Source organism: Lentzea pudingi, from assembly GCF_014646255.1.
GTDB classification, from domain to species: Bacteria; Actinomycetota; Actinomycetes; order Mycobacteriales; family Pseudonocardiaceae; genus Lentzea; species Lentzea pudingi.
Window position 1 is genome coordinate 958,316 of record NZ_BMNC01000002.1, and the last position, 17,194, is coordinate 975,509.

21 protein-coding genes are annotated in these 17,194 nt (G+C 69.6%); 15 read left to right on the forward strand and 6 right to left on the reverse strand.

The genetic code is table 11. The features are described 5' to 3' along the window. Positions 1-11 precede the first annotated feature (11 nt). Together IEY88_RS10370 and upp are read right to left on the reverse strand one after the other, a co-directional pair. Positions 12-1,310 (reverse strand): glycoside hydrolase family 18 protein, encoded by a 1,299-nt coding sequence (locus IEY88_RS10370; RefSeq protein ID WP_189154381.1) that lies wholly within the window; start codon positions 1,308-1,310, stop codon positions 12-14. A 94-nt stretch (positions 1,311-1,404) separates the two neighbouring features. After that, a complete protein-coding gene (gene upp, locus IEY88_RS10375) occupies positions 1,405-2,028 on the reverse strand; it encodes a uracil phosphoribosyltransferase (protein ID WP_189154382.1) in 624 nt (207 codons plus the stop codon). 34 nt (positions 2,029-2,062) lie between these two features. Here upp and IEY88_RS10380 point away from each other — a divergent pair, with 34 nt between their 5' ends. The 8 genes from IEY88_RS10380 (at position 2,063) to IEY88_RS10415 (ending at position 8,328) form a co-directional block, all read left to right on the forward strand. Continuing rightward, the gene (locus IEY88_RS10380) at positions 2,063-2,674 is read left to right on the forward strand and encodes a maleylpyruvate isomerase N-terminal domain-containing protein (RefSeq protein WP_189154383.1); all 612 of its coding nucleotides are present in this window, start codon (positions 2,063-2,065) and stop codon (positions 2,672-2,674) included. Between the two features lie 34 nt (positions 2,675-2,708). After that, positions 2,709-3,701 (forward strand): Gfo/Idh/MocA family protein, encoded by a 993-nt coding sequence (locus IEY88_RS10385; RefSeq protein WP_189154384.1) that lies wholly within the window; start codon positions 2,709-2,711, stop codon positions 3,699-3,701. A 126-nt stretch (positions 3,702-3,827) separates the two neighbouring features. After that, positions 3,828-4,025, forward strand: coding sequence for a hypothetical protein (locus IEY88_RS10390; RefSeq protein WP_189154385.1), 198 nt, complete (start codon positions 3,828-3,830; stop codon positions 4,023-4,025). Between the two features lie 19 nt (positions 4,026-4,044). Beyond that, entirely contained in the window at positions 4,045-4,689 is a 645-nt protein-coding gene (locus IEY88_RS10395) for a DUF1707 SHOCT-like domain-containing protein (RefSeq protein WP_229693231.1), read from the forward strand. Beyond that, entirely contained in the window at positions 4,689-5,027 is a 339-nt protein-coding gene (locus IEY88_RS10400; protein WP_189154386.1) for a hypothetical protein, read from the forward strand. Before IEY88_RS10395 ends, IEY88_RS10400 begins: the two co-directional genes overlap by 1 nt. A 56-nt stretch (positions 5,028-5,083) precedes the next feature. After that, complete coding sequence (gene deoC, locus IEY88_RS10405) at positions 5,084-6,040, forward strand: deoxyribose-phosphate aldolase (RefSeq protein WP_189154387.1); 957 nt, start codon at positions 5,084-5,086, stop codon at positions 6,038-6,040. 4 nt (positions 6,041-6,044) lie between these two features. Further along, entirely contained in the window at positions 6,045-7,472 is a 1,428-nt protein-coding gene (locus IEY88_RS10410; protein ID WP_189154388.1) for an aldehyde dehydrogenase family protein, read from the forward strand. Next, positions 7,465-8,328 carry an aldehyde dehydrogenase family protein gene (locus IEY88_RS10415; RefSeq protein ID WP_189154389.1) on the forward strand — a complete coding sequence of 288 codons (864 nt, stop codon included), beginning with the start codon at positions 7,465-7,467 and terminating at the stop codon, positions 8,326-8,328. Before IEY88_RS10410 ends, IEY88_RS10415 begins: the two co-directional genes overlap by 8 nt. A gap of 4 nt (positions 8,329-8,332) precedes the next feature. Here IEY88_RS10415 and IEY88_RS10420 read toward each other — a convergent pair whose 3' ends face one another. From IEY88_RS10420 to IEY88_RS10430, 3 genes are read right to left on the reverse strand one after another with little or no spacing between them, the layout of a single operon-like run. Continuing rightward, positions 8,333-8,524 carry a helix-hairpin-helix domain-containing protein gene (locus IEY88_RS10420; RefSeq protein WP_229693232.1) on the reverse strand — a complete coding sequence of 64 codons (192 nt, stop codon included), beginning with the start codon at positions 8,522-8,524 and terminating at the stop codon, positions 8,333-8,335. Then, a complete protein-coding gene (locus IEY88_RS10425; protein ID WP_189154391.1) occupies positions 8,521-9,147 on the reverse strand; it encodes a response regulator transcription factor in 627 nt (208 codons plus the stop codon). Before IEY88_RS10425 ends, IEY88_RS10420 begins: the two co-directional genes overlap by 4 nt. Further along, the gene (locus IEY88_RS10430) at positions 9,144-10,274 is read right to left on the reverse strand and encodes a sensor histidine kinase (protein ID WP_189154392.1); all 1,131 of its coding nucleotides are present in this window, start codon (positions 10,272-10,274) and stop codon (positions 9,144-9,146) included. The genes IEY88_RS10425 and IEY88_RS10430 overlap by 4 nt, the downstream gene beginning before the upstream one ends. A 109-nt stretch (positions 10,275-10,383) precedes the next feature. Between IEY88_RS10430 and IEY88_RS10435 the strand changes: the two genes are divergently transcribed. From IEY88_RS10435 to IEY88_RS10455, 5 genes are all read left to right on the forward strand, one after another. Further along, entirely contained in the window at positions 10,384-11,058 is a 675-nt protein-coding gene (locus IEY88_RS10435; protein ID WP_189154393.1) for an ABC transporter ATP-binding protein, read from the forward strand. Next, positions 11,055-13,232, forward strand: a complete 2,178-nt coding sequence (locus IEY88_RS10440) for an FtsX-like permease family protein (RefSeq protein ID WP_189154394.1) — start codon at positions 11,055-11,057, stop codon at positions 13,230-13,232. Before IEY88_RS10435 ends, IEY88_RS10440 begins: the two co-directional genes overlap by 4 nt. A gap of 77 nt (positions 13,233-13,309) precedes the next feature. After that, the gene (locus IEY88_RS10445) at positions 13,310-13,831 is read left to right on the forward strand and encodes a VanZ family protein (protein WP_189154395.1); all 522 of its coding nucleotides are present in this window, start codon (positions 13,310-13,312) and stop codon (positions 13,829-13,831) included. An 89-nt stretch (positions 13,832-13,920) separates the two neighbouring features. Then, positions 13,921-14,382, forward strand: coding sequence for a hypothetical protein (locus IEY88_RS10450; RefSeq protein ID WP_189154396.1), 462 nt, complete (start codon positions 13,921-13,923; stop codon positions 14,380-14,382). 66 nt (positions 14,383-14,448) lie between these two features. Next, entirely contained in the window at positions 14,449-15,039 is a 591-nt protein-coding gene (locus IEY88_RS10455; protein WP_189154397.1) for a MarC family protein, read from the forward strand. Here the strand turns inward: IEY88_RS10455 and IEY88_RS10460 are convergent. After that, positions 15,036-15,572 carry an SMI1/KNR4 family protein gene (locus IEY88_RS10460; protein WP_189154398.1) on the reverse strand — a complete coding sequence of 179 codons (537 nt, stop codon included), beginning with the start codon at positions 15,570-15,572 and terminating at the stop codon, positions 15,036-15,038. The two genes, IEY88_RS10455 and IEY88_RS10460, sit on opposite strands and share 4 nt — an antisense overlap. A 92-nt stretch (positions 15,573-15,664) precedes the next feature. Between IEY88_RS10460 and IEY88_RS10465 the strand changes: the two genes are divergently transcribed. After that, entirely contained in the window at positions 15,665-15,991 is a 327-nt protein-coding gene (locus IEY88_RS10465; RefSeq protein WP_189154399.1) for a type VII secretion target, read from the forward strand. Then, positions 15,988-17,169: a C40 family peptidase gene (locus IEY88_RS10470; protein WP_189154400.1), complete on the forward strand. Its 1,182-nt coding sequence runs from the start codon at positions 15,988-15,990 to the stop codon at positions 17,167-17,169. The genes IEY88_RS10465 and IEY88_RS10470 overlap by 4 nt, the downstream gene beginning before the upstream one ends. Positions 17,170-17,194 lie beyond the last annotated feature (25 nt).

Sequence of the window (17,194 nt, forward strand, 5' to 3'; positions counted from 1 at the left end):
GTGGTGCGGCCTCACTTGAGGGCTCCGTCGAGCGCCTTGATCAGTTCGCCGTTGGCGGTGTCGCCGTCGAGCGACCAGATCATCGCGCCGCCGAGCCTGCGGTCGTTGATGTAGCGGGCCTTCCGCTTCATCTCGGTCGCGTCGTCGTAGGTCCACCAGGTCTTGCCGTCGTAGATCCACGCGAAGCCGGCGCGCTCGTCGCGGTAGATCTTGTACGTGTTGCCGGGCTCGGAGAGCTTCGCCTTGATGCGGTGGAAGTCCTCGTAACCGGCCTCGTACTTGGCGGGCGCCGGCACACCGGTGCCGAACAGGCCGTTGCGCGTGCCGGGGGCGACGCCGTCCCAGCCGCGGCCGTAGAACGGGACGCCGAGCACGGCCTTGGACCGCGGGGCACCGCGCGAGAGCCACGCGTTGACCGTCACCTCGGTGCTGAACTCGAACTCCGACGGGTCGCCCTTGGGCACCCGCAGCGCGGACTGCTGGTTCGCCGCGGCGTCCCAGGCACCGTGGTAGTCGTAGCCCTGCAGCGTGCCGAAGGTGAGGTAGCAGAACACCTTCGAGACCTCGAAGCCCGCGTCGACCTGCTTGGGGTCGGCCGGCAGGAACGCGGTCAGGTCGCGGTTCCAGCCCATCTGCCTGCGGTACTCCGCCAGCAGCTTGGTGAAGTTCTGCTTGTCCTCGGGGCGCACGACGTTCGGCGGCACCATGTTGCCGTTGCTGCCGGGCCATTCCCAGTCGAGGTCGATGCCGTCGAAGACGCCCTTCGCGGCGCCCTCGGGCAGACCGGGCAGGTTGCCCTTGATCCACATGTCGGTGCACGACTTGACGTGCGCGGCACGCGACTCGGGCGTCAGCGCGGCGTTGGAGAAGTAGCGCGAGCCCGTCCAGCCGCCCAGCGAGATGTTGATCCTCAGCTTGGGGTACTTGGCCTTGAGCTGCTTGAGCTGGTTCAGGTTGCCCGCGAGCACCTGGCCGGCCTCGTCGGCCTTGCCGCTCACGGACTGCTCCGCGGTGTGCGGCATCTGCCAGTCCGCCCACGGGTCGGCGCTGACGCACTTGCCGGCCTCGTCGAGGAAACCGAAGGCGTAGTTGAGGTGCGTGAGCCGCGCGGCGGCCCCGCTGTCCACGAGGTTCTTGACGCGGAAGTTCCGGTCGTACACGCCCCACTGGATGAAGTACCCGACGGTGCGGGTCTTCGAGTAACCGTGGTGCCCATTGGTCTCGACGTCGGCGTTCGCGGGCGCAACGGCCAGCGACGCGGACAGGGCGCCGGCCGCGAGAGCGGCGACACCCCATCTCCGTCTGGACATGAGTCTCCTTGATCGTTCGCGGCAGCGGCGATGTGGTCCACAGCACGATAGGCCTGAGGTCTAGACCACTGCTACGTCCGATCGGAGGTATGTCCTAAACCGCCCCGTACAGACGGTCACCGGCGTCGCCCAGCCCGGGCACGATGAAGCCGGAGTCGTTCAACCGCTCGTCGACCGAGGCCGTGACGAGACGGCACGGGAGCTTCGAGTCCTCGAGGTGGTTGATCCCCTCGGGCGCCGCGAGCGCGCAGATCGCCGTCACGTCGGTCGCGCCGCGCTGGGTCAGCAGGCGGATCGTGTACTCCATCGACCCGCCGGTGGCGAGCATCGGGTCGAGCACGAACACCGGCCGTCCGGCGAGGTTCTCCGGCAGCGACTCCATGTACGGCGTCGGCTGCAGCGTCTCCTCGTCGCGCGCCAGGCCGACGAACCCCATCTGGGCGTCCGGGATCAGCTTGTGCGCCTGGTCCGCCATGCCCAGCCCGGCCCGCAGCACGGGGACGAGCAACGGCGGGTTTGCGAGCTTGTAGCCGGTGGTACGAGCTACCGGGGTGTGCGTGCGGTCTTCCTTCAGCGGCGCCTCGCGCGTCGCTTCGTAGACCAGCATCACGGTCAGTTCCTGCAGCGCGGCACGGAATGCGGCATTGTCCGTGCGCGCGTCACGCATCGTTGTGAGTCTCGCCTTGGCGAGTGGATGATCGACGACCAGGACGTCCATGCTCGACACCGTAACCCGCTGGGAGGAGCAAAGGGTGTTCGAAGAGATCTACCGCGAGGCACGTCAGCGCATCGTCGGCCTGACCATGGGCCTGAGCGCCGACGAGCTCGCACGAACCGTGCCCGCCTGTCCTGAGTGGACCGTGCACCAGGTGGTCGCGCACCTGTCCGGCGAGGCGTCCGATCTGGTCAGCGGCCGCATGGAGGGCGCACCGTCGGACGAGTGGACGGCGCGGCACGTCGCCGAGCGCGTGGACGTGCCCGTGGAGGACCTGCTGGAGCAGTGGAACGCCTTCGGCGACAAGCTCGCCGAGATGCCACGCCTCCCGTTCCAGCTGGCACTGGACGCCATCACGCACGAGACCGACCTGCGTGCGGCGCTCGGCCGGGAACGCCTGCCGGACACCGTGTGGCAGCCGACGCTGGTGTGGATGGCGCCGCGCAGGCTGACCGGCGTGACGGTGAAGACCGAGTTCGGCGACCTGGGCGACGGCCCGATCACCGTGGAGGTCGAGGGCTACGAACTGTGGCGCGCGTTCTTCGGCCGGCGGTCGCGCCGTCAGATGGAATCGTGGAACTGGTCCGACCCCGCGCCGATCGAGAAGATCCCGTTCTTCCCGGCGCGAGAGACCGACCTCGTGGAGTAAACACCGTTAACCGAACAGGTGTAGGGTCGGCCGGGTGACCGACCACGTGCGCATCGGAGTCCTCGGCGCGGCCATGATCGCGCCGACCGCTGTCATCCGCCCGGCCCGTTCCTCGACGGTCGCCGAGGTGGTCGCGGTCGCCGCCCGGTCAGCCGACCGGGCTCAGGCCTTCGCCGACAAACACGGCATCGCGCGCGTGCACGGTTCGTACGAGGACCTGCTGGCCGATCCGGCGGTCGACGCCGTGTACAACCCGCTGCCCAACGGTCTGCACGGCAAGTGGACGCTGGCCGCACTGGAAGCCGGCAAGCACGTGCTGTGCGAGAAGCCGTTCACCGCGAACGCCGCCGAAGCGTCCGAAGTAGCTGCGGCGGCCAGCGCGTCCGGACTGGTGGTGATGGAGGCGTTCCACTACCGCTACCACCCGCTGGCCGTACGCGTCGCCGAGATCATGAGCTCCGGCGTGCTCGGCCCGTTGCGGCACGTCGAGGCCACCGTCGCGTTCCCGTTGCCGCGGTTCTCCGACATCCGGTACGACTACTCGCTCGCGGGTGGCGCGATGATGGACGCCGGCTGTTACGCCGTGCACATGGCACGGTTGCTGGGCGGCGAGGAGCCTCAGGTGAAGTCGGCCAAAGCGTTGCTGCGCGGGCCTTCCATCGACCGTGCAATGCGTGCGTCGCTGCGCTTTCCCTCCGGCCACACGGGTTCCGTGCACGCGTCGCTGTGGTCGTCGACAGTGTTGAAGCTGTCGATGAAGGCGATCGGCGAGAACGGCACGCTCAGCGTCCTCAACCCGCTCGGCCCGCAGATCCTTCACCGGTTGTCGTTGCGGCTCAAGGACAAGAAGTCGGTGGAGACCTTCGGGAAGCGCCCGACCTACGCCTACCAGCTCGACGCGTTCACCGACGCCGTGCTGCACGGCAAGCCGTTCCCGACCACGGCGGACGACGCGGTGCGGAACATGACGGTGATCGACTCGATCTACCGGGCCGCCGGCCTGCCGCTGCGCCGGCCGACCCCCTGACCCAGGTCACGAACCGGTTCCGATGACCACCTGATCAGGGGGCCGCACAACCCGATCCGGGAGTACAGAACCGTCGCCGCGGCTCCGAAAAGTCTCATGACCAGTTGAGACGCGGAGGTGCGCACGGTGACGACCGAACAGAAGCCCGTCCAGCAGTGGTGTGAATCCCCCCTGGTCATCATGGGTGTCTCGGGATCACTCGCCGTGTTGCTCGGCGTGCTGCCGCTGACGTGGGGCCACAGCCCGGCCCTCGCGGCGGCGCTCGCGGCACTCCTGGTGGTGATCTTCGCGATCACCGTCAAGTTCGCACCGAACCGCAAGTGAGAGCTTTAGACTCGATCGGGTGAGCGACGAGCTGGTACCCGCCGACCAGAGTCACATGCGCGCCTCGGACGCGGACCGGGAACGGATCGCGCAGGTGCTGCACCAGGCGACCGCCGAAGGCCGCCTCGACATCCACGAACTGGACGAGCGGCTGGTGGCGGTCTACGCCGCGAAGACGTACGGCGAACTCGTCCCGATCACCGCGGACCTGGTCCTGAGCGGCCTGCCGCACACCCCCGCCGTGCCGCAGTACCAACCGGCGGTGAGCAACCGCGTCGGCGGCGAGCCGGGCAGCGCGGTGTCGGTGGCCTTCTGGTCGGGCGTCAACCGCAAGGGCGGCTGGGTCGTCCCGCGCATGCACAACGCCGTCGCGATCATGGGCGGCATCGAGATCGACCTGACCCACGCGAACTTCGCCGAGCGCGAGGTGACGATCAGCTGCTTCGCGTTCTGGGGCGGCGTGGAGATCCGGGTGCCCGACGACATCAACGTCAAGGTGGACGGGTTCGGGTTCATGGGCGCCTTCGAAGAACAGCTCGCGAGCCGCCGGCACGTCCCGGGCGCGCCGACCGTGCGGATCACCGGGCTCGCGATCATGGGCGCCGTCGAGGTGAAGGGGCCCAAGAAAAAGAAGAAGGGCATCCTGCGCGAGCTGCTCGAGTGATGCAGTTCGCCGACCTCGTCGAGCTCGCGGGGTTCGCCGGGGTGTCCGTGTGGCTGAAGATGGACGGGGAACGCGCGACCCACCGGTGGACCGTGCTCCTCTCCTGTCCGGACGCGGACTTCCGGTACCGGCGCGACGTCAACCGCTTCGACCAGGTGGTCAGGATCGTGCGGGACGAGCTGTCGGCGCTGCCGGGCGAGTGGTCGTGGCTGGACGACGAGATCGAGGACCTCGACGAGTTCGCCGAGCACTACGAGCAGCTCGGCCGCGAGGGCGCGATCATCGTTGTCGACAGCACTGGCGAACAGACCCTCAGACCGGCCTCACCTGCCCTCTGAGCTGCGCGAACTTCGTCACTTAGGACGGGCGTCCCATTCCGCCTAGACTCCCAGCCATGGCTGCTCCAACGACACTGCCGTCGGCCCTGGCTGACGCCACGCGCGACGAATCGTCGCTGCGGCGTTTCCTGCACGGGCTCCCCGGCGTCGACCAGGTCGGCGTCGAGCAACGAGCCGCGGGCCTCGGCACGCGGAGCATCAAGAAGGCCTCCAAGCTGCACGCCATCGACCTGGCGATCAGCATGGTCGACCTCACCACGCTCGAAGGCGCCGACACCCACGGCAAGGTGCGCTCGCTCGCCGCGAAGGCCCGCAGGCCCGACCCCGACCGACCGGACGTGCCGCAGGTCGCGGCGGTCTGCGTCTACCCGGACATGGTGAAGACGGCGGCCGACGACCTGGTGGGCACCGGGATCAACGTCGCCAGCGTCGCGACCGCGTTCCCCAGTGGCCGCAGCACGATGGACATCAAGCTGGCCGACACCCGGTTCGCCGTCGAGCAGGGGGCGTCCGAGGTCGACATGGTGATCGACCGCGGTGCGTTCCTGAGTGGCCGCTACGGACAGGTGTTCGAGGAGATCGTCAAGATCAAGGAGGCGTGCGGGGACGCGCACCTCAAGGTCATCCTCGAGACCGGCGAGCTCGTGACGTACGACAACGTGCGCCGCGCGTCGTGGCTCGCGCTGCTCGCTGGTGGTGACTTCATCAAGACGTCGACCGGCAAGGTGCAGCCCGCCGCGACGCTCCCGGTGACGCACGTGATGCTGCAGGCCGTGCGGGACTGGAAGGACCAGACGGGTGAGCTGCGCGGGGTCAAGCCCGCCGGTGGCATCCGCACGACCAAGGACGCGATCAAGTACCTGGTGGCCGTGCACGAGGTGGCCGGGCGTGAGTGGCTCGATCCGCACCTGTTCCGGTTCGGCGCGTCGACGTTGCTCAACGACCTGCTCATGCAGCGTCGGACCCAGTTGGACGGCCACTACAGCGGCCCGGACTACGTGACGGTGGACTGAAGACATGTGGGAATACGCCCCCGCGCCCGAGTCGCGGGACATCGCGAACCTCAAGCCGAACTACAAGATGTTCGTCGACGGCGAGTTCGTCGAGGGCACCGGTGAGCCGCTCAAGACGATCAACCCGGCCACCGAGGAGGTGCTCGCCGAGGTCTCGACGGCGTCGGAGTCCGATGTGGACACCGCCGTCAAGGCCGCGCGCAAGGCCTACGACCGTGTGTGGTCGAAGATGCCCGGATCCGAGCGGGCCAAGTACATCTACCGGATCGCGCGGCAGATCCAGGAACGCGGCCGTGAGCTCGCGGTGCTGGAGTCGCTCGACAACGGCAAGCCGATCAAGGAGTCGCGCGACACCGACGTCCCGACGGCGGCCTCGCACTTCTTCTACCACGCGGGCTGGGCGGACAAGCTCGGCTACGCGGGCTACGGGCCGGACCCGAGGCCGCTGGGCGTTGCGGGACAGGTGATCCCGTGGAACTTCCCGCTGCTGATGGCCGCGTGGAAGATCGCGCCGGCGCTGGCGTGCGGCAACACCGTCGTGCTCAAGCCCGCCGAGACCACCCCGCTGACGGCGCTGGTGCTGGCGGACATCATCCAGCAGTGCGACCTGCCGCCGGGCGTCGTGAACATCATCCCGGGCGCCGGTGACGTCGGCGCCGCGCTGGTCGGGCACGCGGACGTCAACAAGGTCGCCTTCACCGGCTCGACCGACGTCGGCAAGGTCATCCAGGGCCAGCTCGCGGGCACGAACAAGAAGCTCACGCTGGAACTGGGCGGCAAGGCCGCGAACATCGTGTTCGACGACGCGCCGCTCGACCAGGCCGTCGAGGGCATCGTCAACGGCATCTTCTTCAACCAGGGCCACGTCTGCTGCGCCGGATCCCGCCTGCTGGTGCAGGAGTCCATCGCCGACGAGCTGCTCGAGAAGCTGCACGCACGGGTGTCCACGCTGCGCGTCGGCGACCCGCTGGACAAGAACACCGACGTCGGCGCGATCAACTCCCGCGAGCAGCTCACCAAGATCCAGGAGCTGACCGCGTCGGGCGAGGCCGAGGGCGCCACCCGCTGGACGTCGTCGTGCCCGTTGCCGGACAAGGGTTTCTTCTTCGCCCCGACCGTGTTCTCCGGGGTGTCGCAGGCGATGCGCATCGCCCGTGAGGAGATCTTCGGCCCGGTGCTGTCGGTCCTCACGTTCCGCACGCCGGAGGAGGCCGTGGCCAAGGCGAACAACACGCCGTACGGCCTGTCCGCCGGCATCTGGACCGAGAAGGGCTCGCGCATCCTCTGGATGGCACAACGGATGCGCGCCGGCGTCGTCTGGTCCAACACGTTCAACCGCTTCGACCCGACGGCCCCGTTCGGCGGGTACCAGGAGTCGGGCTTCGGCCGTGAGGGCGGCCGCACCGGTCTGGAGGCCTACCTCGATGTCTGATCGCATCACGGTCGCGAAGACCTACAAGCTCTACATCGGCGGCAAGTTCCCGCGCTCCGAGTCGGGCCGCAGCTATCCCGTCGCCGACACCAAGGGCGCGTTCCTCGCGAACGCCGCCCAGGGTTCCCGCAAGGACGCCCGCGACGCGGTCACCGCCGCCCGCAAGGCTTTCGGTGGCTGGTCGGGCACGACGGCCTACAACCGCGGCCAGGTCCTGTACCGGGTGGCCGAGGTGCTGGAAGGCCGCCGCGAGCAGTTCATCACCGAGGTCGCCGGCTCCGAGGGCGTCGCGCTCAAGAAGGCGCAGTCCCTGGTGGACACCGCGATCGACCGCTGGGTCTGGTACGCGGGCTGGACCGACAAGATCGCGGCCGTGCTGGGTTCCTCGAACCCGGTGGCGGGCCCGTACTTCTCGTTCTCCACCCCGGAACCGACGGGCGTGGTCGCCGTGCTGGCGCCGCAGCAGTCGTCGCTGCTGGGCCTGATCTCGGTGATCGCACCGGTGATCGCGTCCGGCAACACCTGCGTGGTCATCACCTCGCAGGACCGCCCGCTGCCCGCGATCACGCTGTCGGAGGTGCTGGCCACGAGCGACGTCCCCGGCGGCGTCGTCAACATCATCACCGGCCGCACGGCGGAGATCGCGCCGTGGCTCGCCTCGCACGGTGACGTGAACGCGCTGGACCTCACCGGTGCGCCGGAGTCGATCCGCGCGGACCTGGAGCGGTCGGCGGCGGGCACCGTGAAGCGCGTGCTGCGCAATAAGGCCGGCGAGGACTTCACGGCGACGCCGGACATGTCCCGCCTGCGCGCGTACCTGGAGACGAAGACGGTCTGGCACCCGATGGGTGTGTGAGGCCCTAGTCGGCGGCGTAGGCCTTGCCCTGCGCCGCCAGCTCCTCCCCCAGGATCCTGATGGCCTTCGGGCCGACACCGTGGATTTTCAGCAGTTCCTTCGCGGACACCGCGGTCAACGAGTCGAACGTCGTGTAGCCGTGCGCGGCCAGCTCACGGGCCGCGACCTTGCCGATGGTGCGCGGGAACTCCGTCACGAGTTCACCAGCCCGGCCCGCCACGCCCACGACGCGATCCCGACGCGGTTCTTCACGTTCAGCTTCGTCTGCACGGAAGCCAAATGCGTCTTCACCGTCGAGAGCGACAGGAACAGCGACGACGCGATCTCCTGGTTGGAGAGCCCGCGCGCCACCTCCCGCACCACGTCCTGCTCCCTCGCCGTCAGCAGCGACAGGTCAGGCCGCTGAGCCGGTCGAGCGAAGTGCTCCAGCATCCGCACCGTCACCTGCGGCGAGATCAGCGCGTTCCCCGCCGCGGCGGCCCGGACGGCCTCGACGAGCAGGGCCGGACCGGCGTCCTTCGTCAGGAACCCGGACGCGCCGTTCTCCAGCGCCGTGTGCACGTACTCGTCCAGGTCGAACGTCGTCACCACGACCACCTTCGTCGTGGGCGACAGCTTCTTGGTGACCTCGAGCCCGTCGAGCCCCGGCATGCGGATGTCCAGCAACGCCACGTCGGGGTTGTGCTCGCGAGCGGCGGTGACGGCCGAGATCCCGTCGGGGACGTCCGCGACGACCGTGATGTCCGGTTGCTTCTCCAGGATCATCCGGAAACCGACGCGCACCATCTCCTGGTCGTCGGCGATGAGAACCGAGATCACTTGGTCCCTTCCAGGGGTAGCTCGGCGAGCACCTGCCAGCCGTTCTCTCGCGGACCCGCAGAGAACAGGCCGCCCAGCAGGTCGACCCTCTCACGCATGCCCACGAGACCGTAGCCACCCTGGTTCAGCTCGTGCAGCTGACCGTCGTCGGCCACGATCACGCGCAACGCCCCTGCGGACGTCCGGGAGATCTCCACGTCGATCATGGTGGGGCGGACGGCGTGTTTGTGCACGTTGGTGAGCGACTCCTGGACCAGGCGCAACACCGAACGACCGAGCTCGGGGGCCACGACGTCGGGCAGGTCGATGCGCAGGCGGGTCTCGAAACCGAGCTCACGGGTGCGTTCGACGGCCGCGATGACGTCGGCGGCGAGGTCGGTGGTGGCGGCCTCGTTCTCGCCCTGGCGCAGCGTGCCGACGAGCCGGCGCATCGCACCGAGGGCTTCCGTGCCCGAACGGACGATGCCGGGCAGCAACCGGTGGGCGGCGCGCGGGTCGTCGTCGGAGACCTCCAGCGCCGCCTGGGCCTGCACGAGCATGCCCGTCACGTGGTGGGCGACGACGTCGTGCAGTTCGCGGGCCAGGGCGATGCGCTCTTCCTTCTGCGCGTCGGTGACGGCGGCGGCGATCAGGCGGCCGCTCTCGGTGTCGCGGGCGCGGAAGTAGAGGCCGGTGCCGACCGCCGTGAAACCCAGGACCAGCGATCCGAGCATCTCGTTGTAGTTGCTGCCCGAGAGCCAGTTGTCGCGGACGATCGCGGCGAAGAAGCTCACGGCCATCAGCGAGCCGACGGACCACGTGGCGGCGCGGCGGGGTTCCTCGCGGACGACGACGGCCGTGATGACCAGGCACGCGGCGGTCTCGGCGATGGTCAGCGGGCTGAGGATCGTCGGCACGTTCACCTGGAAGTACGCGATGACGAACGACGCGAGGAAGATCGACACCACCGCCACGGGGATGGTGAAGGCCCGCGACTTGAACGAGGTCACGGCCGCGATGCAGACCGGCACCGTCAGCAGCCACACCAGCGCTCCGGCCCTGCCGGGCTCGCCCATGATCAGAAGCTCGCCCACCATCAGCAAGGCGAGAACGGCGGCGATCGGCCATTGGCCCCGATGACTGTCCACGGGGGACAACGGTAGGACCACCAGACCTCTCCGGCCTCGGTCATCCGGCTGATCCGGTGTGTCGTCAAGGCTGAGGTTTTCCAGCCCGGCGCACGGCACCTTGAGGAACATGAATTCGGTTCTGGCCGCTCGTGGCCTGGTCAAGACCTACGGCGACGTGCACGCGCTCGCCGGGGTGGACATCGACATCAAGGCCGGGGACGTGCTGGCGGTCGTCGGTCCGTCCGGCTCCGGCAAGACGACGCTGCTGCACGTGCTGTCCGGCATCCTGCGCTCCGACGGCGGCGACGTGTTCCTCGACGGGCGCGCGATCGGCGAGCTGAACGAGACCGGGCGCAGCGCGTTGCGGCGCACGGCGTTCGGGTTCGTGTTCCAGTCGGGGATGCTCGTGGCCGAGCTGACCGCCGAGGAGAACGCGGCACTGCCGATGCTGCTGGCCGGCGGCTCGCGGGAGGAGGCGCTCGGCGCGGCCAAGCTGTGGCTCGCTCGGCTCGGCCTGCAGGGCCTGGAGAAGCGGCTGCCGAGCCAGCTCTCCGGCGGGCAGGCGCAACGGGTCGCGATCGCGCGGGCGCTGGCCCACCGGCCGCGGGTGATCTTCGCCGACGAACCGACCGGCGCCCTCGACACCCGCACCGGCCAGGAGATGATGACCGCCCTGTTGCAGGCGGCGGAGGAGACGGGCGCGGCTGTCGTCATCGTCACGCACGACAAGGCGATCGCGGACCGGGCGTTGCGCGTCGTCGAGATCCAGGACGGGAAGATCGCCGCGGGGGTGTCCGCGTGAGGATCGCTCTCGCGGTGCTGCGCAGGGACCGCCGCAGCCAGATCGCGACCGTGCTGGTCGCACTCGGCGTGATGATCGCCGTGTCGCTGGTCCTGTGGCTGCTCGCCGCACCGAACGGCCTGCAGGCGCGTGCCGACCGCACGGCGTGGCGCGACGGGATCGGACAGACGGACAACGGCGCCATCTCCGTTGCCGCGAACCGGGATCCCTACGACGGCAAGCTCGTCGAACGCTTCGACGTCGCCCGCGTCGACCAGGGCACCGTCCCGGTCGCGGCTGGCATCGCCCGGTTCCCGGAACCGGGCGAGGTGCTGCTGTCCCCCGCGCTAGCCGAGCTGGTCCGCGCCACGCCGCCGGAGAAGCTCGGCAACCGGTTCCCCGGCACGATGATCGCGGAACTGGGCCCGGAGGCGCTCGAGTTCCCCGGCGAGCTCGTGGCGATCGTCGGCCACGAGAAGGTCGCGAACGGATATCCCGCAGCCGATCTGCGGGGCGGCGCCGGCTCGTACCGCGACGACTACCACGGCATGCTCTACCTGCTCACGCGCGTCGGGCTCGTGGTGCTGGTGGTGCCGTGCCTGGTGCTGGTCGCCTCGGCGGCCCGGCTGACCGCGGCGAAACGGGAACGGCGCCTCGCCGCGCTCCGGCTCGCCGGCGCCAGTCCCCGGCAGGTCGTGGTCATGACCGCCGTCGAGACCGCGATCGGCGCGGTCGTCGGCAGCGTGCTGGGCGTGGTGCTGGCGCAGCCGTTCAGCCACATCACCGCGAAGGTCCCGTGGGAGGGCGGCACCTGGTTCCCCGGCGACTTCGTGCCGGAACCGGCGGTCGTGGCGGCGGTGGCCGTGCTCGCGCCGTTGCTGGTCATCGGGGCCGCGGTCCTGGGGCTGCGGCGCGTCGTGAACCAGCCCCTCGCGGCGGAGGCGAAGCGGACGGTCCGGTCGTGGCGGCTGCTGACCATCGCCGGCGCACTCGGCCTGTTCTTCCTCGGCATCCTGTACGCGCAGGAGGCCAGCGGCGACAGCCAGTTCACCGTCGTGCTCCTCGGTCTCGGCGCGGTGGCGCTCGCGCTGGTGCTGGCGGGACCCGTGCTGACCGCGTGGGTCGGCAGGTTCTTCGTCGGCAGGTGGCGCAGGCCGTCGACGTTGCTCGCCGGGCGCAGGCTCGCCGGTGACCCGGTGGCGGCGTTCCGCGGTTCGGCGGGCGTGGTGATCGCCGTGTTCACCGGCTCGATGGCGCTCACGATGCTGCCGGGACTGGAGAGCCAGGTCCCGTACCGCGACTCGACGTGGCTGGAGAACGCGATCGTGGCGGAGCAGGTGACGCACGACGTCACGCCGGTGCGCCTCGCGACCTCGGCGCCGATCGTCACGATGCTCGACGGCACGATCAGAAGCGGCGACTACGGCACGTACGTCATCGTCGGCGACTGCGCTGACGTGGCGAAGGTGCTGGCCGGGCTGCGCTGCCAGGACGGGCCCGCCGTCTACTCGTCAGGACCGTTGCAGGGCAAGGAGTTCAAGTCGATCGGCAGGAAGGACGAGCTGACCGCGCAGCTGCCGGCGCGGTACGAGACGCGGCCCTTCCAGGGCAGCGGCCAGGTGAGCGCGGTCATCGACCGCGCCCTGCTGCCGTCGGTCGCGGGCGAGGTGTCGATGGTCGGTGTGCCGACGACACCGGAGAACCGCGACGCCGTGCACACCGCGCTGGTCGGCACGCTGCCGGGCGTGCGGCTGGTGGACGGCGAGCAGCGGGGCATCCACGGCGACACGCTGATGGCGGACCTGCAGCGGGCCACGATCATCGGCCTCTCGATCGCGGCGGTGCTCGGCGGGATCGGCGCGGCGGTGGCCGCGGCCGGGTCGGTGATCGACCGCAGGCGCACTTTCGGCGCGTTGATCGCGGCCGGCACGCCGATTCGTGTGCTGGGTCACGCATTGCGCCGCGAAGTAATGCTTCCGGTGTTCGCCGTCACAATCGCAGCGTGCGGCGCGGGAATTGTCGTGGGTCTCGGATTGCTCACTCTGGCGCGCGGACTGGTGGGTCACGGCGAAATGCCGATCACGCCGTGGGTCATCGCACCGGTGGGCGTCGGCGTCGTGGTCGCGCTGGTAGCAGCCCTGGCGTGCGGTCCGGTACTACGCGGCATCAGCCCGAGGGATTACGCGGCTGAGTAACACTCGGCCGGAAGTACGAGAGTGGAACTGGCCCTCAGCGCGATGTGCGCGGAGGGCCGTTTCCATACCTTTGATTCATGACGAATGCACAGCTCGCGAGCATCCAATGGGGCGTTTTCCTCTCGGTCGTCTTCCTGCTCCCGCAGCTGTTCTTCCGCCAGCTGACCTTCCGCGGTGCCACCATCACCGTCTACGCGAGCATGCTGTTCTCGGCGACGTTCCTGCCCATGCAGACCGTGGCGCCACGCCAGTCCGTGCAGCTGGTCCCGTTCCAGTGGATCGCCGACACGTTCCGCGACGGGCAGATCGCGTTCGACCAGATGACGCTGAACGTGCTGCTGTTCGTGCCGCTCGGCGCGATGCTGATGTTCTGGGGCAGGCGCACGATCGGCCAGACCGCCCTGATCGGCTACGGCGTCTCGTTGCTGATCGAGGGCTCGCAGCTGATGTGGGCCAACCGGATCTTCGACGTCGACGACCTGATCACCAACACCACCGGCACCACGCTGGGCTGGCTCGGCGCGCTGGCCGCCGTGAAGGTCTACACCCGCGTGACGGCCGCTGCGGCGCCGCAGCGCGAGCTCGTCAGCGCGCGCTGACCTGCGGATTCCAGAAACCTGCAAGAAGACCACACGATCGACCGCACATCCTGGCTCGGCACTGCACATCGTTCCTGAGGGGGAACCACATGCGAGCCAATCGGATGATCGCCGGACTCGTCGCCGTCCTGGCGCTGCTCGGGCTGAGCCTGGTCACCGCCGGATCCGCGTCCGCCGCTACCGGCAGCTGGAAGGCGTACGGCAACACGAACCCCATCACGTCCAGCCCGCACACGTGGAAGTGCGACGCCAGCAAGGTCATCTCCACCAACGTGCTGGCCCAGGTCTGCGTGATCCGGTCCGAGAACGGCAAGCTCGTGCAGGGGGCGGTGATCGTCCGCAACAACACCAACGCCCTCTTCTCCACCTCGGCGTCGGTGACGGTGTGGAACAAGCAGCCCGTCGTGCTGGGCGAGTGGGACTGCGCCTCGTCCGGCGTCGCCACGAAGAGCTGGTCGGTGTGCTTCGGCCAGAGCTTCCCGTTCAACCCGAAGGCGGACGCGACCGGCTACGCCAAGGGCGTGTACCTCGGCGACACCCCGGACGTCTGACCCCACGTTCACCCGGCGGCGTGAGGTGACGCGCGCCGCCGGGCCCTCGCCCTGACCATGGCGGCCATGAAGTTCGTGGAGGCGTTCAGCATCCTGGTCGCCGTGGTCGGGCCGCCGAAGATCCTCCTGGCGTTCCTGATGGACACCGAGGGCGCCGACTCGCGGACGCGGTGGCGGGTGGCGCTCACCTCCACCGCGATCGCGCTGGGCGTCGGCCTGTTCGTCGTCGTGGCCGGGCGGGTGCTGCTCTCGCTCTTCCACATCAGCGAGGGCGCGCTGTACCTCGCGAGCGGCGTGATCCTGTTCGTGCACGCGCTGGACCTCGTGCTGGGCCGCAAGACGGACCCGTTGCACGACGAGACCCGCGGCACCCACGAGCTCGCGACCGCCTACTACGCGAACCCGGTGGCGCTGGCCTACCTGTTCCTGCTCTCGGACACGAAGTCGGTCGAGACGACGTTCGTGCTGGCCGGCGGGTTCGCGGCGGTGATCGCGCTCGACCTCGCCGCCATCGCGGTGCTCGGCATCCTGCTGCGCTGGGTCAAGATGACCTACGCGTGGGTGCTCGTGCGGGTGCTCGGCGTGCTGCTCGCGGCGTTGGGCGTGGACCAGATCGTCGAAGGTCTGATCACGCTCGGGATCCTCGAACGGGTCTAGTTCGTGCGCCAGCCGAGTTCGCCTGCGGTGTTGACCTCCGGGAAGCAGTGCCCGACGCCGCTGCGCGTCTCCAGGGCCGTCGCGACCTGGTCGAACATCTCCGCGATCGACGTCCACTCCGGCTTGACCATCTCGTTGCGCTCCTGGTCCCACTCGACCACGCAGCCGCGCAGCACGCCGGGGCGCAGGTCCACGGCGAGCACGTCACCGGTGCCGTCGAACGCGATCGGGAGCCACTCGGGGTGGAACCCGCTCGTCGGCGCACCCGCCTCCGAGGAGTCCACGGGCTTGCTCACGTGGGTCTCCCTGAGCACGAACGCGCGGTCGGCGCCCAGCGGCGTGTAGAAGGGTGGCAGGATCTCGGCGAAGAGACCCTCCTCGGTGCCGCCGTAGACGCTCCACCACAGCTGGAGATCGATCGGAACCCGAAGATCCGGCAGCGCGTCATACCTCGGACGCAACACGGCACGGGTGGCCGGAGCGTGCTCCGCCAGCCATGCCAGGATCCGGTTCCAGTGCTCGATCACACCCACCGCCCCATGATCTTGGCGGAACGTCGGGCGAGGTACCGCCCATCGGGGCAGGATCAACGCGAACACGTCACTACTGGGGGAAGAGCGTTCAGATGGCGGAACAAGGCCTCAAGGTCGACTTCGACGCCTTGACCGGATACGCGTCGGCCGTGAGCGGTCTCGCGAGCGAGGTCGGCACCGTCGGCACCGGCACGTTGAACGGCACCACGAGCCTGCCGGGCGACTGCTTCGGCAAGATCGGCAACGAGGTGGGGCTCAACGCCGCGTTCCAGGCGGCCGCGCAGGCGCAAATCGACGCCCTCAAGGCCGCGTCCACGGGCCTCGCGGGTCTCGGCACCGCGGTCTCGAAGGCGCGCGAGTCCTACATCGCGCAGGAAGAGGCGCACAAGGCGTCGCTCACCAAGGCGGCGCAGGTATGAGCGTCGAGGGACTGCTGAGCCAGTTCATCGCGCCCATGAAGGAGAACCTCGCGAAGCTCGACGGCGACACCGGCGGCGCGACGCGGGCGGGGGACGCGTTCGGCCGCGCGCAGACCGCGATGACCGACCTCGGCACGCGGCACGCCTCGGCCTCGACCGCCGTGCTGAACTCGTGGACCGGCGACAAGGCCAACGCCTTCACTGCCCGTGTCTCCACCTTCGCCTCGGCCACGAACCTGTTGTCCTCCAACGCTTCCGCGCTCAAGACCGCCGCCTCGACCGGCGTGACCGCGGTGACCGGCGGCCGCACCGCGATCCAGGGCCTCATCGACGAGTTCACGTCGAAGGCGACCCCGAAGCTCTCCGCCGCGCTCGCCCTGTCCCTGGTGGCCGGGCCCGGCGTGGTGCTGGCGGCCGTCGCGGACCTCGCCGGCATGGCCTCCGGCTACCAGGCCAAGACCGCGGCCGAGCTGCAGAAGGTGCGCGACCAGCTCACGCAGCTCGTCGGCCAGCTCAACGGACTGCAGAAGCCCGACGCCGGCGCGCTCGGGAAGCTCGGCGACCCGCTGGGCGGTGACGAGGGCACCACCTCGACCTCGGGCGCCACCGACACCAAGAAGCCGCAGGAGTCCGGTCCCGCCTCGAACTCCGGCAGCTCGGGTTCGGGCGGTGGCGGCGGCTCCGGCGGCGGCGGTGGCGGCGGTTCGGGCGGCGGAGGTGGCGGTGGAGGTGGCGGCGGCTCCGGCCCGCGCCTGCCCGTCGCGATCCCGCCGCAGCCTGGTGAGGGTGTCGGCGTGAACCTGCCGGACGGCAGCAGCGCCGAGGCACCGAACGAGACCGCGGCCAAGGCTGTGCGCAACGCGTTGTCGGCGCTCGGCACCCCGTACGTGTGGGGCGGCGCGAACCCGCCCTCGGGCACCGACTGCTCGGGCCTCACGCAGTGGGCGTACGGCGGCGCGGGCTTCGACATCCCGCGCCCGGCCTCGTCGCAGGCGATGGGCGCCTCGGTGCCGGCGGACCAGCTGCTGCCCGGCGACCTGGTGGTGTGGGACGGGCACGTGGCGATGGTCATCGGCAACGGCCAGATGGTCGAGGCAGGCGACCCGGTGCAGGTGCAGCCGATCCGCACGACCAACAGCGGGATGTCGTTCTACGGCTTCTACCGGCCCACCGGCTGACTTCACACCGAGGAACACGGCATGC

What these genes read in the sequence shown, in the direction of transcription:
- IEY88_RS10370 (WP_189154381.1), bottom strand. Translation starts at nt 1,310, where the DNA reads ATGTCCAGACGGAGATGGGGTGTCGCCGCTCTCGCGGCCGGCGCCCTG.
- IEY88_RS10435 (WP_189154393.1), top strand. Translation starts at nt 10,384, where the DNA reads ATGAATTCGGTTCTGGCCGCTCGTGGCCTGGTCAAGACCTACGGCGAC.
- IEY88_RS10400 (WP_189154386.1), top strand. Translation starts at nt 4,689, where the DNA reads ATGCAGTTCGCCGACCTCGTCGAGCTCGCGGGGTTCGCCGGGGTGTCC.
- upp (WP_189154382.1), bottom strand. Translation starts at nt 2,028, where the DNA reads ATGGACGTCCTGGTCGTCGATCATCCACTCGCCAAGGCGAGACTCACA.
- IEY88_RS10455 (WP_189154397.1), top strand. Translation starts at nt 14,449, where the DNA reads ATGAAGTTCGTGGAGGCGTTCAGCATCCTGGTCGCCGTGGTCGGGCCG.
- IEY88_RS10465 (WP_189154399.1), top strand. Translation starts at nt 15,665, where the DNA reads ATGGCGGAACAAGGCCTCAAGGTCGACTTCGACGCCTTGACCGGATAC.
- deoC (WP_189154387.1), top strand. Translation starts at nt 5,084, where the DNA reads ATGGCTGCTCCAACGACACTGCCGTCGGCCCTGGCTGACGCCACGCGC.
- IEY88_RS10410 (WP_189154388.1), top strand. Translation starts at nt 6,045, where the DNA reads ATGTGGGAATACGCCCCCGCGCCCGAGTCGCGGGACATCGCGAACCTC.
- IEY88_RS10470 (WP_189154400.1), top strand. Translation starts at nt 15,988, where the DNA reads ATGAGCGTCGAGGGACTGCTGAGCCAGTTCATCGCGCCCATGAAGGAG.
- IEY88_RS10445 (WP_189154395.1), top strand. Translation starts at nt 13,310, where the DNA reads ATGACGAATGCACAGCTCGCGAGCATCCAATGGGGCGTTTTCCTCTCG.
- IEY88_RS10415 (WP_189154389.1), top strand. Translation starts at nt 7,465, where the DNA reads ATGTCTGATCGCATCACGGTCGCGAAGACCTACAAGCTCTACATCGGC.
- IEY88_RS10450 (WP_189154396.1), top strand. Translation starts at nt 13,921, where the DNA reads ATGCGAGCCAATCGGATGATCGCCGGACTCGTCGCCGTCCTGGCGCTG.